Here is a 15,724-nt window from a genome sequence, read left to right as displayed (position 1 = left end):
CCATGTCGAACTTAGTGACCAATGCTGGACACGCCCATGTCGATGACCATGGGCACGATGACCATCACCACGACTCGGGGCCGATGACCGTTTTCGGTTTCTGGCTCTACCTGATGACCGACTGCATCTTGTTTGCGTCGATCTTCGCGGTGTACGCGGTACTGGTAAACAACGTAGCGGGTGGCCCGTCGGGCCACGACATCTTCGAACTGCCTTACGTGCTCGGCGAAACCGCCTTGCTGTTGTTCAGTTCGATCACCTACGGCTTCGCCATGTTGGCCTTCTACAAGGGCAACAAGAAAGGCGTCCTGAGCTGGTTGGCACTGACCTTCCTGTTCGGCCTGGGCTTCATCGGCATGGAGATCAACGAGTTCCACCTGCTGATCTCCGAAGGCTACGGCCCGCACCGTTCCGGCTTCCTGTCGGCGTTCTTCACGCTGGTAGGTACCCACGGTCTGCACGTAACGGCCGGCCTGCTGTGGATGGCGGTGATGATGTATCAGGTCAATAAACACGGCCTGACCAACACCAACAAGACTCGCCTGAGCTGCCTGAGCCTGTTCTGGCACTTCCTGGACGTGGTCTGGATCTGCGTCTTCACCGTTGTTTACCTGATGGGGACTCTGTAATGGCTAATGCACACTCCCATGACCATGACAGCCATGATGCGAGCCACGGCAGCGTTAAGTCGTACGCCATCGGCTTCATCCTGTCGGTAATCCTGACGCTTATCCCGTTCGGTCTGGTGATGTACCCGACCCTGCCGAAGTCGATCACCTTGATGATCGTGTTGGCGTTCGCAGTGATTCAGGTGCTGGTTCACCTGGTGTACTTCCTGCACCTGGATCGCTCGAAAGAGCAGCGCGATAACGTGATTGCGTTTGTGTTCGCAGGTCTTGTGATCCTGCTGCTGGTTGGCCTGTCGATATGGATCATGTTCAGCATCCATACGTTCATGATGGCGAAGTGAGGTAAGACCCGATGTCGCTTAAGCACTTTATCCAAATCACCAAACCGGGGATCATTTTCGGTAACGTGCTTTCTGTGGCGGGCGGTTTCTTCCTGGCCTCCAAGGGACATGTCGATCTGGCCATCTTCCTGGCTGCGATGATCGGTACGTCCCTGGTGGTAGCTTCCGGTTGTGTGTTCAACAACTGCATCGACCGTGACATCGATATCAAGATGGAGCGCACCAAGAATCGCGTGCTGGTCCAGGGCCTGATCTCCCTGAAACTGGCGCTGATCTTCGCGACCGTCCTGGGTGTTGCCGGTGTGGCCCTGTTGTACCAGGTGGCCAACCCGTTGGCGGCGTTGTTTGCCGTGATCGGTTTTGTCATCTACGTCGGCCTCTACAGCCTGTACCTCAAGCGCAAGTCGGTGCACGGCACGCTGGTGGGCAGTCTGTCGGGGGCGATGCCGCCGGTGATTGGTTATGTGGCTGTGACCAATAGCTTCGACATGGCTGCGCTGGTGCTGCTGGTGATGTTCAGCCTGTGGCAGATGCCGCATTCCTACGCCATCGCGATCTTCCGCTTCAACGACTACCTGGCTGCTTCGATTCCGGTGTTGCCGGTCAAGCGTGGCATCCAGGTCGCCAAGAAACACATCCTGCTCTACATCCTGGCCTTCCTCGTGGCGACCTTGATGTTGACCTTCAGTGGCTACGCCGGCATGAGCTACCTTGCCGTCGCCGCCGCCATGGGCATGTACTGGTTGTACATGGCCTGGACCGGCTACAAGGCGGTGGACGACACCGTCTGGGCGCGCAAGCTGTTCGTGTTCTCGATCTTCACCATCACCGCGCTGAGCGTGATGATGTCCCTGGATTTCCAAGTGCCGAAAGAGCTGTTGCTGACCTACGCCCACTGAGTGTCTGAGTAATAAAAAGGCCCCGCCTTCGAAAGAAGCGCGGGGTTTTTTATTGAGTGACCTTTAAACTACGACCAAACCCTACCCCTGCAGGAAGCAAAGTGATGAGTAAAAAAGCCGTTATGGTGTTCAGTGGCGGTCAGGATTCGACGACCTGCCTGATCCAGGCGCTGCCGCTGTATGACGAAGTGCACTGCATCACCTTCGATTACGGTCAGCGCCATGTCGCGGAAATCGAAGTCGCCCGGAAGCTGGCCAAGCAACTGGGGGCCACCGTTCACAAAGTGATGGACGTGTCGCTGCTCAACGAACTGGCGATCAGCAGCCTGACCCGCGACAACATTCCAGTGCCGACCGTGAACAGCTCCGGCGAAAGCCTGCCGAGCACCTTCGTGCCGGGCCGCAATATTCTGTTTTTAACCCTGGCGGCTATCTACGCGTATCAGGTCAAGGCCGGGACGGTCATCACCGGCGTGTGTGAAACCGACTTCTCCGGCTACCCCGATTGCCGCGATGAGTTCGTCAAAGCCTTGAACCAGGCGCTCAAGCTGGGCATGGAGTACGACGTACGCCTGGAAACCCCGTTGATGTGGCTGAACAAGGCTGAGACCTGGGCACTGGCGGATTACCACCGGCAACTGGACCTGGTCCGCGAGCAGACACTGACCTGCTACAACGGCATTATCGGCACCGGCTGTGGCGAATGCGATGCGTGCAACCTGCGTGCACGTGGCTTGAATGACTACCTGCAGAACAAGGCAGTGGTCATGCAGAGCCTGAAGCAGAAATTGCAGCTGAACTGACCCCAATACGTAGCAGACCCTGGCCAGAAAAAAGCCCCGTCTTCGCAAGTCGTACGGGTTTTTTTTATGGCGGGTCGGTTAAATCATTTGTTCCTTGTCTCGTCATACCCTTCTATACGAGCTGTGCGAATTCCTCACCCGTCTACAAGGAGTAGTCACCATGGTCAGCGTTAGTCGTCGATCCCTTCTCGCTCTTGGCGCCGCCCTGCCTTTGCTCGGGCGCCTGGATTGGGCGCTCGCCGCACCCGCGCCGACCAAGGCTGACAAGGTACTGCTCAACTACAACGAAAGCCCCTACGGGCCTTCGACGGCGGCCCGCGAAGCGATGCAGCGCGGCATCGCGACAGCCGGGCGGTATCCGTACAAACATATGTACGCCTTGGCCGGCTTGTTTGCCCAGCAGCACGGGATTGCCGAAGAGCAGGTGGCGGTGTTCGCCGGCTCCATGGCCGCGCTGCGCTACGCGGTGCTGGCGTTCACCAGCGAAACCCGCGGCCTGGTGATGGCCACGCCGTCCTACGAAGTACCGCGCCAGGCCGCCGAGTCCCGTAAGGCGCCGGTGCGCGAAGTGGGCCTTGACGCCGATCACGCCCACGACGTTCCCGCCATGCTCGCCGCCGATCCCCAGGCGGGGATGCTCTATGTCTGCAATCCCAACAATCCGACGGGCACCATCACCTCCACCGAGGCTATTCGCCAGGCGCTGGCGAACAAGCCCAAAGGCAGCGTATTGGTGGTGGACGAGGCCTACATCGACTTCGCCGACACCCCAAGCGTGGTGAGCTGGGTCAAGGACCATGACGACCTGTTGGTGTTGCGCACCTTCTCGAAAATCTACGGTATGGCCGGCGCCCGTCTGGGCCTGGCGATCGGCCACCCGGCGCTGCTGGAACGGCTGGCGGTGTTCGGCGGTGACAATGTCCCGGCGGGTTCCTCCCTGCTCGGCGGCATCGCCAGCCTGGAAGACGTGAAGCTGCTGCCACAACGCAAGGCGCTCAATGCCCAGCTGCGCGATGAAACAATCACCTGGCTCAAGGGCCGTGGCTTCACCTGCACGGCGTCCCAGGCCAACTGCTTCATGATCGATGTGAAGCAACCGGCCGAGCAGGTCATCGACAAGCTTGCCGCACAGGGCGTGTTCATCGGGCGGGTGTGGAAAAACTGGCCGCAGTGGGTGCGCGTGACGGTGGGGAACAAGCGGGAGATGGAGCGGTTTCGCGAGGTGTTTGCGGCGACGGTCTAACGCCGATGTGGGAGGGGGGCTTTCTCCCTCCCACATTCAGTTCAGGGGTGTCACTGCTGCGCGATGCTGTAGCCCTCAAACGCCGTCTGCTGTTGCAGCGCAGTAATCACGCTCTTGCGGCTCAGCGGCTGTTCGACGCCGGCGTTATCCACAAAGCTTTCAACCTCCAACTCGGCTTCGTCGCCTTCGCCTACAAAGCTGAAGCCCAGGAACTCAAACGCCTCACGGTCGACGTTCAACCGCGAGCGTGGCGTGCGCAGCGGCAGGGTGACGCTGATGCCGTCCTTGCTGATCACAAACACTTCGGCTTCTTTCTTGGGGCGAGCGGCCTTACCTTTGCCGGCGCTTGGGTTGCTGATGGCCTGGTGAGACTGGTTCAGCACTTTGAGGGCCAGCCCGTAGACCAGCTCCTGAAACTCTGGATCATCCTTGAAGCTCGACAGGATGCGGCTGATGGAGAACTTGCCGCTCAGGTCTTCAAGGGCGAGGTTGTCAGCGGCTTCGGCGTCCTTGAGCTGCTTGAGCTGGCCCATCAGGTCGTAGGCCTTGTCGTCGTCGAAGACGTCGTGGGCCTGACGAATGGCCACGCGCAGTTCGCGGATCTGGTCGCTTTCCTTGGAGGTGTGAAAGGCGTCCAGCACCATCTCGCTGATGATCTTGGCGGCTGGCACATGCTGTGAAAGATTGATGGCGTTTTCGTATTCAGCCTTGGCGTGCAAGGCGACTACGGATTCTTCGGCGGAGTGTTCGGTGTAAGAATCGGACATTGAAATTTCACTACTTCAGTAAACGGAAGACAAAAAAGCGTCGCGCATTTTCAGCGGGGAGGGGGATCAGGTCAAGGCTGCCGACCGGCGAATGCAGGGCGTCAAACCAACTGCTTCAGGCACGCCTGGAGAATATCCAGTCCTTCTTCCAGCACCGCAGGCTCGATGGTCAGCGGTGCCAGCAAGCGCACGATGTGCCGCGACTTGCCGCTGGGCATCAACAACAGCCCGGCGTCTCGCGCCAGGCTCAGCAATTGGCTCAGTTGCCGGGGCGCGGGCGTGCCGTCGGCGTTGGCCAGTTCGATGCCGCGCATGGCACCGACGCCGGTCAGGCGGCCCAGGTACGGCGACAGGTGCTGCGAACGCCAGGCGGCATAGCGGCCAACGATCGCTTCTTCCTGTTGCGAGCCCCAGACCTGCAAGTGTTCATCCGTCATCGCATCGAGGGTGGCCAATGCTGCCGCGCAAGCGATGGGGTTACCCGAGTAAGTACCACCGAGGCCGCCTTTGGGCAGGTTGTCCATCAAGGCCTTGCGCCCGACCACCGCGCCCAGCGGCACGCCGCCGGCGATGCTTTTGCCCAGCAGGATCAGATCCGGTTCGATGCCCAGGCGTGAGAAGGCGAAACGCTGTCCGGTGCGACCGAAGCCCGACTGGATTTCATCGGCAATCAACAGGATGTTGTGTTCATCGCAAAAGCGCCGCAGGGCGTGGGCAAACTCGATATCCAGCGCGAGGAAACCGCCTTCGCCCTGCACCGGCTCGATGATGAAACAGGCGACGTCACCGACGTCGATTTCCACGCTGAACAAGCGGTCCATGGCTTTCAGCGCTTCAGCGCAGCCCACGCCGTTATCGGCGCTGGGGTAGGGCAGGTGATACACCGGGCCGGGCAGGACGCCGACCTTCTGTTTGTAGGGCGCCACCTTGCCATTGAGGTTGAGGGTGGCCAGGGTGCGGCCGTGGAAGGCTCCGTCAAAGGCGATCACCGCCGTGCGGCCGGTGGCGCCGCGCACGATCTTCAAGGCGTTTTCTGCCGCTTCCGCACCGCTGTTGGTGAGCATGCCGCTGACGGGGTAGTCCACCGGGATAAACCCGGCCAGGCGATCCATCAGTTCGATGTAGGGTGTGTGCGGTGCAGCGTTGAACGCATAGTGGGTCAACTTCGTCGCCTGTTCACGAATCGCCGCCACCACGCCCGGGTGGCAATGGCCAAGGTTGAGCACGCCGATCCCGCCGACAAAATCGATATAGCGTTTGCCCGTGGTGTCCCAGACCTCGGCGTTGCTGCCATGGCTGAGGCTGATGGGATGAACGATGGAAATCGACTGGCTGATGGTTTCGCGGCTCATGAATCTCGGACTCGGCAGTGGCGGGCGTGCTTTTATCTAAGCCGTGGGCCAGGCCCTGCCGCAAACGAAATAAAGTCGCCGGGTCATTCCAAATCGGAAGAGCTGTTGCCAAAAGCTCGTTTTTGGCAACGCCGTAGCCCCGTCGATGCTACGCCGACACCCCATCCTTGCCCGCCGCCTTGGCGCGATACAACGCCTGGTCGGCACGCGTCATAAGCGCGCTGGGGGGTTCATCCATACGGCGCTCGGCCACGCCCACGCTCAGGGTGACGTGGAGGCCGCCGCGCATCGGGATCTTGCGCATCTTTTGGCAGATTTTCTCGGCCAGCTCCCTGGCGGTTTCCAGTGCGCTTTTGGGCAGGACCGCGATGAACTCATCGCCACCCCAGCGGGCGAGCAGATCGCCTGGGCGCAGGCAGCTTTCCAGGCATTCCACTACCTGCAAAAGGGTTTGGTCGCCCATGCCGTGACCATGCTGGTCATTGATCGGCTTGAAGTCATCGATATCCATCGCAATCAATGCCAGCGGCAGGCGAAAACGCTGGGCGCGGTCGCACTCTTCCAGCAGGACTTTTTCCAAGCGGTAGCGGTTGGCAACGAGGGTCAGGGCATCCCGTTCGGCCAGGGAGCGATTTTCGTCCAGCTGCAATTGCAACTGTTGATTGACTCGCGACAGTTCGCGCGTGCGCTCGGCCACCAGCGCCTCAAGCGATTGGTTGCGCCGCTCCAGCTGTTCGACGGAGCACTTGCGCATATGAATATCGCGATGGGCGCCCACCATCCGCGCCACCGAGCCGTCGGGGTTGCGCGCAATCACGTAGCCCCGGTCTTCGATCCACAGGTAACTGCCATCTTTTTTGCGGCAACGGTATTCGATTTGATAATGGGGGGCGAGACGGTGGATGTAGTCATCGAACAGCGTCATCACGTGGGGGTAGTCTTCCGGGTGGATGACGGTCTCCCAGGTGAACACGCTGTTTTCCAGGGAGTGGCGAGGGTAGCCCAGCATTTCGTACCAGCCTGGGTTGCGGTAGACGAACCCGGTATTGGCGTTCCAGTCCCAGATCCCGTCGCTGACCAGCTCCAGCACGGTATGCAGCATGTCGGCATTGAGGTGGGAGAAATTGCCGTTGTCGGAGATATCGTCCATCTGCGCGCTCCTTGCATGGGCTGGCGTCCAAGGCCAGTCATATTGATGCCGATACTCCGTGGCTGGAGCTACTGTACAACGGAGCTTGTGCGCTTTGAATAGGGCGGATGGACGGTTACAGGAGCGGGCCATGGGCTATTGCTTCGGCGCGATCATCCTCGTACGCGCCTTCCCGTCGGCGTTGTGCTGGTAGATCTTGTCAGGCTGCCCCCGCTCGTTGAAGAACACTTGGCCGATGCCTGCCGAATTCCATAACCGTTCACCGGCCTCGGCATGCTCCGGGATATGCGGCACCACCTGCATGGTGCGGCGGCGAGTGAACCAGTTGAGAGGCGAGCGCGGCGAGTACAGCCAGCGGTTGAGGCGGTCGAACCATTCCAGCAAGCGCGGCGGGAATTCGTTCTTGATGCCGCTGCTGGTGATCTGCCAGATCCTGGGGCCGGCGTTGCGATGGCGGATCAGCACTTCATAGACGAACGAGTAGTGCACATCGCCCGAGAGGATCACGTAGTTACCCGGTGTGCGCGAGTGGCGAAAGATGTTGAGGATCACTTGGGCTGCACCGCGATGGGCCATCCAGTTTTCTGCGTCCACCAGCAACGGGTGGCCGCACCAACTGAAGATTTTCTGCACGGTCTCGATCAGCTTGACGCCAAAGATCGGTGCGGGGGAGACGATGATGGCCGAGGGATGGTCGAGCAGTTCCTGTTGCAGTTCGCTCAAGGCTTCCCAGTCCAGCAGGCCGGACGGTTGCTTGAGGGTGAATTCGCTGCGCCAGCGCCGGGTGCGGGTGTCGAGCACTACCAGGGCCGGCGTGGTGGGCAGCACGTAGTGCCACTGCTGGAACTTCAGCAGCGCCGCGAGCAAAGCATCCTGTGCCTGGGCGTCCAAGTGATTGCTCTGCGCCTGGCTGGCCAGTGCCTGGGTGTGGCCCACCAGCTCATCAAAGGCGTCCGGGTTATTGCCCCAGCCCTGGCACAGCAGGTACGCCAGCAGGGCGTTACCGATGATGCGTCTGGAAAACGGATGGCCGTAGGCGGTTTCTTCCCATTGCGCGCTGAGGTTCCAGTCGTCGGTGATGTCGTGATCGTCAAAGATCATCAAGGTGGGTAGATGGGCGAATACCCGCGCCACGCCCGGCAGGCCGTCGCGAAATTTATCCACCTGCACCTGTTCGAGGGCATAGCGCGCAGCTTCATCGGCGCTCAGTTGCGGTGGCTGTACGGTGAGCAGGAACCAGGGGATGGGCGACCACACCAGCAGGTACATCGCCATGACTTCGGCGAACGTCACCAGGTGATTGTCGGCGGTGCTGCTGGTGAAAATCGGCTTTTTCACGCCGCCAAAGAAACGTTCGCGCAGGGTCTCATTGCTGTCCAGCGCGGGTAGCAGGTCTGCGCGGTGGTAGTAGCTGGCGTGATGCCCGTAGAGGCTGGCGCTGTCGTCTACCACCGCGCCTTCCAGGTACTCATCGAACAGGCCCAGGCGCGCAATCAGCCCATGGATCGCCCGCAACATCGGCCCGGCCACATCGTCGGCGTACACCTGGTCGCCGCTCATCATCAGCAAGGCTGGGCGGTCGGCCGGGGTCTGTGCATCGGCCAGCAGCCGATCAACGCAGAGCAGGCCTTCGTCGGCGCTGTGGTGAGGTTTGCGGCAGGAGCCGTGTACCAGCTGATGGATGTGGCTGTGCAGTACGAAACTTGGGCAGTGTGTGTCGGTGTACAGCAGGTGCGGTGCCCATTCGGCAATGCCGGCATCGTCGACCAGCAGATCATAGTGGATGACTACGTCCTGGGGCAGCGCCTCGTCCAGGCGTACATCAATCAGATGGATGTACGCCTGGCGCCCCACTGGCACGACCTGGCACCGGTCCTGGCCCAGCGGTATGTCCAGGCACTGGTCGGCACAGTGCAGTTTCAGGCTCAGGGGCAATGCCCGGCTCCCCACCAGCCACAGCACCAGGCGCCGGGGTTCCAGGCGCCGCAGCAGAGGGCCGGCGAGTACGGCGGGCAAGGTGTCGGGATGTGGCATGCGGTAACAGGCTCCGGCCAGGGTTGAACCGGCAAGGTTAGCGCAACGGATGTCAGTGTTTTGTTAAGGCGGGGCGGTCTGTAAAAAAGAAGAAGGACAATACGCTGCCCTTCTTCCTGCGGTTCAGAGCAAGTTCCCCTTGCCCAGGCTATCCAGGCCGCCACTTCTGGGGCGGTTGCGCGATGAACCGTCAGCTTCCTGAGGCTCCAGTTGCAACTGAGGGTCTTCAATGCTGCGTTTCTTGCGTTGCAGGGCTGTGTCGTCCTGCGGCGTAGTGGGGGGAGAAGGGGGGAGCGGTGTCGCGTTGATGGAGCTGAGCATGGCAGTGTCCTTTTATCTATTAGTCGAGTGTTACTTCACCCCTTGGAGCGAAGTGCCGCCAAACTTATAGAGCAGGGCGCTGGCGAGCTATAAACGTCCTGCTGCAAGATATGACGACCTTTGGCTACTCGGCTCAGAAGTCATCAGCGGCGCCGTTCGCGCAACCCCCGGTCGCGGGAGTGGTCGCGCCGTCCTTGCCATCCAGCACAAACGCCGCACGGTTTTGTGCCACGACATTACGTATTGCGCTGTAATAGTCCGGCAATTTTTGCAGGCTGTCGGTGAGCGGCAACAGTGATGCCCGGGTATCCACGGTGCCACCTACCAGGCTGAGGGTGCCCAGGGTCTGCACGGTGTCACTGTCTCCCAACGGCGAGACCAGGAAACTCAAGACTTTGCCTGCCGCATCGCGGCTGTTGCTGGTGCCCAGCAGTGGCAGTTCGACAATCGGCCCGTTGCCGATGCCCCACACGCCGAATGTCTGGCCGAAGTCGGCGCTATGGCGCGGGATGCCCACGCGGTCTGATACATCGATCAGTCCCACCACGCCCACTGTGGTATTCAGCGCAAAACGGCCAAGGGTATTGACCGAGCGCCTTGGGTTGCCTTGCAACAGGTCATTGATAAACACCTTCGGCTCGCTGAAGTTGCTCGCAAAGTTATGCACACCCTGCTGGAAAAAATCCGGCAGGTAGCGGTAGCCACGTGCTACCGGCGCCAGGGCGTAGTTATCCACCGTCCGGTTGAAGGCAAACACCCCGCGATTGAGCGATTCGGCCGGGTCATACACCGGGTAATTCACCTGTGCGCAGCGGGTGGTGGTGCCCGAGGGGGCCGGGCTGGCGCAGCCCGTGAGGTAAGACACGGTCAACAACAGCACGACCTGGCGAGCCAGGTGCCGGGGATAGGTCAGCGAGCGCATAAGCACGGTCTCCGCAAAAGGGAGGCCGATGCTGGCAGCCGTCCCTTGCGCAAAGATGTCTGGTTTATTGCGGCGCTGACGCTTTATTGCACGATTGAAATATATGACGGGCTGCGTCGAATGGTTTTAGATGGCGCATCGACAACACCCAGTGATGCCCGCCTGTGAGCAACCTTTTGATCGTGGACGATGACCTTGAAGTCCTCGCGCTGCTGAAGAAATTCTTTATGCAACATGGCTATGCGGTCGAGACCGTCGCCGGTGGCACCGAGCTGTGGGCCGCCATGGAGCGTCATCCCGCCGACCTGATCATTCTTGACCTGATGCTGCCGGGGGAGAACGGCTTGTTGCTGTGCCAGCGCCTGCGCCAGCAGTACGCAACACCGGTGATCATGCTCACCGCCATGGGCGAACTCAGTGACCGCGTGGTAGGCCTGGAAATGGGCGCCGATGACTACTTGAGCAAGCCCTTCGACGCCCGTGAACTGCTGGCGCGGGTGCGTGCGGTATTGCGTCGGGCAGGCGAGGGGCGGCCGGTGTTGGGCGAGTCTGCCCGTCCCTTGATTCGCTTTGCGGGCTGGCAACTGGACGTTACGCGCCGTGAACTGCGCTCCCCCGACGAGGTGATGATCCCGCTGTCATCCGGTGAGTTCGACCTGCTGCTGGTCTTCGTCGAACACCCCCAGCGCGTGCTGACCCGCGAACAACTGCTGAACCTGGCGCGGGGCCATAGCCATGACGCGTTCGACCGCAGCATCGACGTGCAGGTCAGCCGCCTGCGCCGCAAGCTGGAGTTCGATACCAAGCGCCCGGCCATGATCCGCACCGTGCGCAATGGCGGTTATCAATTCACCGCCAGCGTGAGCCGTTCATGAGCCGCCGCCCGCGTGACACGGTGGCCCGCTGGATCGCCCTGACCATCCTGGTGGCGATGCTGACTGCGTTGGCGTTCAACGCCCTGTTTGTGCAATTGGCGGGCGTGTGGGCACGGCCGCCGTTGACCGAAACCGGGCTGCTGGAAAAAATCGCCGTGGTGGTGCGCGTGGTTGAAGGTTCGCAACCGGCGCAACGCGCGCACCTTGCTCAGGTTGTAGGCGACGAATCCTTCAGTGTGACGTGGGCGGCGCAGCGGGAAGCCTTTGAGCTGCCTGTGCTCGCCGACCCGGATTTTCATTCGGGCGAACAGGCCTTCAAGAACCTGCTCCAGGGGCCGGTGCGTCCCATGGAAGCCTACGAACCCTCCGATTGGCCGGGCGGCGATGGTCACTATGTGCTGCTGATGCAACTGGCCGATCAGTCCTGGCTGATGTTCAGCGCCCGTGCCCGCAGTTGGGGGCTGGACGAGGGCGCGCGCAGCGTGATTGTGGTGCTGCTGGTGCTGATCTCGACTGCGCTGGTTACCCTGGTCGCGACCCGTCGCCTGGCTCGCCCCCTGCAACACTTCGCCCAGGGCGCGCGGCGCTTTGGCGCCGACTTCCGCGCGCCGCCCATCGAGCCGGTCGGGCCCCACGAAATCCGCCAGGCGATCCTCGCGTTCAACGGCATGCAGGCGCAGTTGCGGCACTTTATCCAGGACCGCACGCAAATGCTCGCGGCCATCTCCCACGACCTGCGTGCGCCCCTGACCCGCCTGCGCCTGCGCGGTGAATTCATCGAAGATGCCGACCAGCAACGCCGGCTGTTCAATGATGTCGATGAAATGCAGGCCATGATCAACACGGCCCTGGCGTTCTTCCGCGACGACGCACGCCTGGAGCAGGCCACCCAGCTGGACCTGGCGGAACTGCTGCAAACCCTGATCGACGACTACCGCGACCAGGCGATTGAACTGGCTTTCAGCGGACCGCCGCGCCTGGTGTACTTTGGCCGGCCCTTGGGCCTCAAGCGGGTGATGACCAACCTGATGGACAATGCCATCCACTACGGTCGGGCGCCGGAAATCGAACTGCAACAAGGGCCGGCCGAAGTGGTGATCCGCGTGCTGGATCGCGGCCCGGGGATTGCGGCGCAGTATCGCGAACAGGTGTTCCTGCCGTTCTACCGCCTCGAAAATTCACGCAACAAGAGCACCGGCGGCGTCGGACTTGGGCTGTCTACCGCCCGTGCGATTGTGCTGGAACACGGCGGCACACTCACCCTGTCGGAGCGCCAGGGTGGCGGGTTGGAGGCGGTGGTGGTATTGCCGGTGTAACCGGTGCTCGCCACAGAGGCGGTCAGGTATGGGAGTCCTCAATCACCTTCGGCACCGTAAACCGGAACTCACTGCCACGCCCCACTTCACTTTCAGCCATGATCTTGCCGCCATGGGCGTGGACAATCCCTTGGGTGATATACAGCCCCAGGCCGGTGCCGGTGGGATTGTTTTCCGACTGGGTCCAGTAGCGATCAAACACGTGGGGCAGTTGATCAGGCGCAATACCTTCGCCTGAGTCACGCACCGAAAACACGATCTCTTCACCATTGGTCATCGCACTGATGCCGATATTGCCCTGGCGCGGAGTGAACTTGATGGCATTGCCGATCAGGTTCGACAGCACCTGGAACAGCCGCTCCGGGTCGCCGTTGATCTGCAGGCCAGGCTCGGCGTTGAACGACAGGTCGATGCCTTTTTCCATCGCCAACGGCGCGAGCAGGGAATAGGCCTCTTCGAACATTTGGCTGACGTCCAGGGCAACGGGTTTGACCACGTAGCGCCCGGCCTCGATTTTCGAGGTGTCGAGCAAGTCTTCCAGCAAAACGTTCATGCGTCCGGCGGCCTGTTGCATGGTGTCGATGGCGGAGGAAATGCGTCGCGAGGTGTGCGGGCCGTCGGAGCTGAAGGCCTTTTGCATCATGCCGCAGAGCATGGAGATCACCGTCATCGGGTTGCGCAGGTCGTGGGACACCACCGCCACCAGGTCATCACGGGCGCGCACGGCCTGTTGCTCGCGCAGCACCTGGCGAGCCAGGTCGTTTTCCAGGGCAGAACGACGCAGGTCGTTGGCGGCGAACAGGTCGCCATGGCTCCACTTGGTGGAAATACCGGCCATCTCCACCTTCCAGATTTCAAACGAGGTACGCGGGCGAAGGCGCAGGCCGGCGTCGGAGCTTTCCAGGTCGAGCGGCTTTTTCGGGTCACCACTCCAGTTAATGTTTTCTTTCACTTCCGGGCGGAACCACAGTACGCCGTTATCCACAGGCTTTGGCAGGCTCATGGCCAGGACACCGCTGGCCACCTGTTGGAACTCGGCGCCTGGCGGGTAGATCGACACCAGGTTATGGCTGGAGAACACCGGCTCGCCGCTGTCCTGCAGCCACTTGTGCAAGGCCCGGATCTGCGCCGGTTCCGGGCAGTTGCCGTAGCGGTGCAGTTGCTTGTCTTCGATGATCGCCACGCCGCCGGACAAGGTCAGGTCCATCAGCACCTGGCCGCGCTGGGCCAGGCCGTCGAACACGTTTTCTTCGGAGGCCTTCATGGCTTTATCCAGCAACGCCAGGGCCTCGACTTTTTCTTCTCGCTGACGGCTCAGGTCCAGGGCTTCCATGGCGCTGATCTGCAATGACAGCACCTGACCGATGGTCTGGCAGGTGATACGCAGGTCATTGGGCACCAGCAGCGGCTCGCGGTTGCCGCAACTGATCAGGCCCCAGAGCTTGTCGCCCTTCATCAGCGAAATGCTCATGGACGACAGCACGCCCATGTTTTGCATGTACTGGCAGTGAATCGGCGACACGCTGCGCAGGGTGGCAAAGCTCAAATCCAGCGGCTCACCGGTATCCGGGCGCAGCTTGGGCAGCAGGGGCACCGGCTCGTAGGCAGCATTCGGGATGATGCGCAGCCAGTTGGTGCGATACAGCTCGCGGGCCTGCTCCGGGATATCGGACGCGGGGAAGAACAGTCCGTTGAACAGCTCCATGGACGGTGCCGACGCTTCCGCGATCACCTGGCCATGGCCTTCTTCTTCGAAACGGTAGATCAACACCCGGTCGTAACCGGTCATGGCCTGGATTTCAGTCACGCTGATTTCGTACAGCGCTTGCAGGGTTTTCGCTGATTGCAAACGTTGCAGCATCTTGCCCAAGTCACTGCTGCGGCCTTTCAGGGCCCGTGGCCGGAAGTCTTTGAGCCGCGGTTCGAATTCCAGCACCAGCACGTCCTGATGGCGGTGCAACAGGCCTTCGAACTCGGCGCCGTTGAGGGTGACGTGCAAAGGCGGCGCATCAAGGAAGCTGTTGTGTTCGGCCATGGCCTGCACGGCCTGGGCGTGCTCGGCACCGATCAGCGCGTGCAGTGGCTGGCCCAGCAACGACTCGGGGGCGCGGTTGAACAGGCTGGCGACGTTAGTGCTGACTTGAATGATGTTCAGGTCGGGCTCCGACAGCGTCAGCAGCACACCGTGGGGTTGGATCGCCCCCGGAAAGCGGATGGGCTCGTCGGCACAGTTGGCAAGCAGCTCTTCAAAATCGTCGGGTTTCATAGCAGTACCTCCTGGCTGTCGAGCCATTGCTCAAAGCAGCTGAATGTCGAGCGGGCCGCGTGCACCGCGCGCTGTTTGGCTGGCGTGTCCAGCGGCAGGCGGCCCAGGTAGTCGAGAAAATCTTTCCAGCGCCGACCGGTTTCGGCACCGTACACATCGAGGAACGCCCCTCCGTTGTCGGCGTCCAGCGCCAGGCGTCGAGCCATTTCCCGACGCAGTACCTGGCCGCCCAGGGTTGCGCCTTCAAGCACATACAAGGCGCCGAGGCAGGCGGCGGGGGTATCGAAAGCGGGCAATTGCACACAGTGCGGCAAGGCGTTGATCGCGGAGGCGTCCAGACCAAGGGCGTGAAGATCGTTGATCAGCGTCGGCGTTTTCATACGCAGCGTCGGGTCGAAGCCTTCAGGGATAAACTCACAGCCGTACAGCGCTGCTTCAATCGGCCGGTAAAACCCGTAATACGCCTGGATCAGGCGCTGATACCAGCCGGCATCCAAATGTTCGGAAAAAAACGGCAGTCGTTTTTCCAACGCCACGTGCAATAGGCCGGTGCCTGCGCGCAACGCGTCCAGCAATGAGGGCGCACCACCTTCATGGGCCTGTGAATGCATTCAATGAGCTCGAACTGTGGGCCTTTCGGCCATGAATGACGCGTTGAAAAAGGCGACGATTCTACACAACACATAAGCATCAGCTGAACGCACAAGGCGAAAAGGCTGACCAGCGGATCAGAAAAGTCGCTCCCTGCTTAAGTAAGTGACCATAAGGGCTGCTGCGAAGTTCGGCATCAATGATATCGCGACGCT

15 protein-coding genes are annotated in these 15,724 nt (G+C 61.1%); 7 read left to right on the top strand and 8 right to left on the bottom strand.

What is annotated here, in order from left to right; genetic code table 11:
- The first annotated feature begins 2 nt into the window (after positions 1 to 2).
- The 5 genes from PspCFBP13509_RS24810 to ptaA all read left to right on the top strand — a co-directional run bounded on the left by PspCFBP13509_RS24810 (position 3) and on the right by ptaA (position 3,915).
- Positions 3 to 629: a cytochrome o ubiquinol oxidase subunit III gene (locus PspCFBP13509_RS24810; protein WP_010206435.1), complete on the top strand. Its 627-nt coding sequence runs from the start codon at positions 3 to 5 to the stop codon at positions 627 to 629.
- Positions 629 to 970: a cytochrome o ubiquinol oxidase subunit IV gene (cyoD, locus tag PspCFBP13509_RS24805; RefSeq protein WP_010206434.1), complete on the top strand. Its 342-nt coding sequence runs from the start codon at positions 629 to 631 to the stop codon at positions 968 to 970. The genes PspCFBP13509_RS24810 and cyoD overlap by 1 nt, the downstream gene beginning before the upstream one ends.
- An 11-nt stretch (positions 971 to 981) precedes the next feature.
- Positions 982 to 1,869, top strand: a complete 888-nt coding sequence (gene cyoE, locus PspCFBP13509_RS24800; protein WP_027607620.1) for a heme o synthase — start codon at positions 982 to 984, stop codon at positions 1,867 to 1,869.
- Between the two features lie 104 nt (positions 1,870 to 1,973).
- Complete coding sequence (gene queC, locus PspCFBP13509_RS24795) at positions 1,974 to 2,672, top strand: 7-cyano-7-deazaguanine synthase QueC (protein WP_065925997.1); 699 nt, start codon at positions 1,974 to 1,976, stop codon at positions 2,670 to 2,672.
- A 160-nt stretch (positions 2,673 to 2,832) separates the two neighbouring features.
- A complete protein-coding gene (gene ptaA, locus PspCFBP13509_RS24790) occupies positions 2,833 to 3,915 on the top strand; it encodes a pyoverdine biosynthesis transaminase PtaA (RefSeq protein ID WP_137212833.1) in 1,083 nt (360 codons plus the stop codon).
- Positions 3,916 to 3,965: 50 nt separating this feature from the next.
- On the opposite strand, the gene PspCFBP13509_RS24785 is transcribed toward ptaA, so the two are convergent.
- From PspCFBP13509_RS24785 to PspCFBP13509_RS24760, 6 genes are all read right to left on the bottom strand, one after another.
- Positions 3,966 to 4,682 (bottom strand): hypothetical protein, encoded by a 717-nt coding sequence (locus tag PspCFBP13509_RS24785; RefSeq protein WP_137212832.1) that lies wholly within the window; start codon positions 4,680 to 4,682, stop codon positions 3,966 to 3,968.
- 101 nt (positions 4,683 to 4,783) lie between these two features.
- Positions 4,784 to 6,034: a 2-aminoadipate transaminase gene (locus PspCFBP13509_RS24780; RefSeq protein ID WP_065947202.1), complete on the bottom strand. Its 1,251-nt coding sequence runs from the start codon at positions 6,032 to 6,034 to the stop codon at positions 4,784 to 4,786.
- A 148-nt stretch (positions 6,035 to 6,182) separates the two neighbouring features.
- The gene (locus tag PspCFBP13509_RS24775) at positions 6,183 to 7,184 is read right to left on the bottom strand and encodes a diguanylate cyclase domain-containing protein (RefSeq protein ID WP_178084559.1); all 1,002 of its coding nucleotides are present in this window, start codon (positions 7,182 to 7,184) and stop codon (positions 6,183 to 6,185) included.
- A 135-nt stretch (positions 7,185 to 7,319) separates the two neighbouring features.
- Positions 7,320 to 9,218: an alkaline phosphatase D family protein gene (locus PspCFBP13509_RS24770; protein ID WP_137212831.1), complete on the bottom strand. Its 1,899-nt coding sequence runs from the start codon at positions 9,216 to 9,218 to the stop codon at positions 7,320 to 7,322.
- A gap of 123 nt (positions 9,219 to 9,341) precedes the next feature.
- Positions 9,342 to 9,539 (bottom strand): hypothetical protein, encoded by a 198-nt coding sequence (locus PspCFBP13509_RS24765; RefSeq protein WP_137212830.1) that lies wholly within the window; start codon positions 9,537 to 9,539, stop codon positions 9,342 to 9,344.
- 133 nt (positions 9,540 to 9,672) lie between these two features.
- Positions 9,673 to 10,461: an MlaA family lipoprotein gene (locus PspCFBP13509_RS24760; RefSeq protein ID WP_137212829.1), complete on the bottom strand. Its 789-nt coding sequence runs from the start codon at positions 10,459 to 10,461 to the stop codon at positions 9,673 to 9,675.
- Positions 10,462 to 10,625: 164 nt separating this feature from the next.
- On the opposite strand from PspCFBP13509_RS24760, the gene PspCFBP13509_RS24755 reads away from it, so the two are divergent.
- Both PspCFBP13509_RS24755 and PspCFBP13509_RS24750 read left to right on the top strand, forming a co-directional pair.
- A complete protein-coding gene (locus tag PspCFBP13509_RS24755) occupies positions 10,626 to 11,336 on the top strand; it encodes a response regulator (protein ID WP_065926005.1) in 711 nt (236 codons plus the stop codon).
- Positions 11,333 to 12,652, top strand: coding sequence for an ATP-binding protein (locus PspCFBP13509_RS24750; protein WP_137212828.1), 1,320 nt, complete (start codon positions 11,333 to 11,335; stop codon positions 12,650 to 12,652). The genes PspCFBP13509_RS24755 and PspCFBP13509_RS24750 overlap by 4 nt, the downstream gene beginning before the upstream one ends.
- Before the next feature lie 22 nt (positions 12,653 to 12,674).
- On the opposite strand, the gene PspCFBP13509_RS24745 is transcribed toward PspCFBP13509_RS24750, so the two are convergent.
- Together PspCFBP13509_RS24745 and PspCFBP13509_RS24740 are read right to left on the bottom strand one after the other, a co-directional pair.
- Positions 12,675 to 14,918, bottom strand: a complete 2,244-nt coding sequence (locus tag PspCFBP13509_RS24745; RefSeq protein WP_065947197.1) for an ATP-binding protein — start codon at positions 14,916 to 14,918, stop codon at positions 12,675 to 12,677.
- Positions 14,915 to 15,529 (bottom strand): biliverdin-producing heme oxygenase, encoded by a 615-nt coding sequence (locus tag PspCFBP13509_RS24740; RefSeq protein WP_065926008.1) that lies wholly within the window; start codon positions 15,527 to 15,529, stop codon positions 14,915 to 14,917. The genes PspCFBP13509_RS24745 and PspCFBP13509_RS24740 overlap by 4 nt, the downstream gene beginning before the upstream one ends.
- Positions 15,530 to 15,724: the final 195 nt, after the last annotated feature.

The organism is Pseudomonas sp. CFBP13509, from assembly GCF_005233485.1.
Taxonomy (GTDB): Bacteria; Pseudomonadota; Gammaproteobacteria; order Pseudomonadales; family Pseudomonadaceae; genus Aquipseudomonas; species Aquipseudomonas marginalis.
The sequence above is the reverse complement of the archived record's forward strand: the minus strand, read 5'-3'. Positions and strand labels throughout refer to the sequence as shown.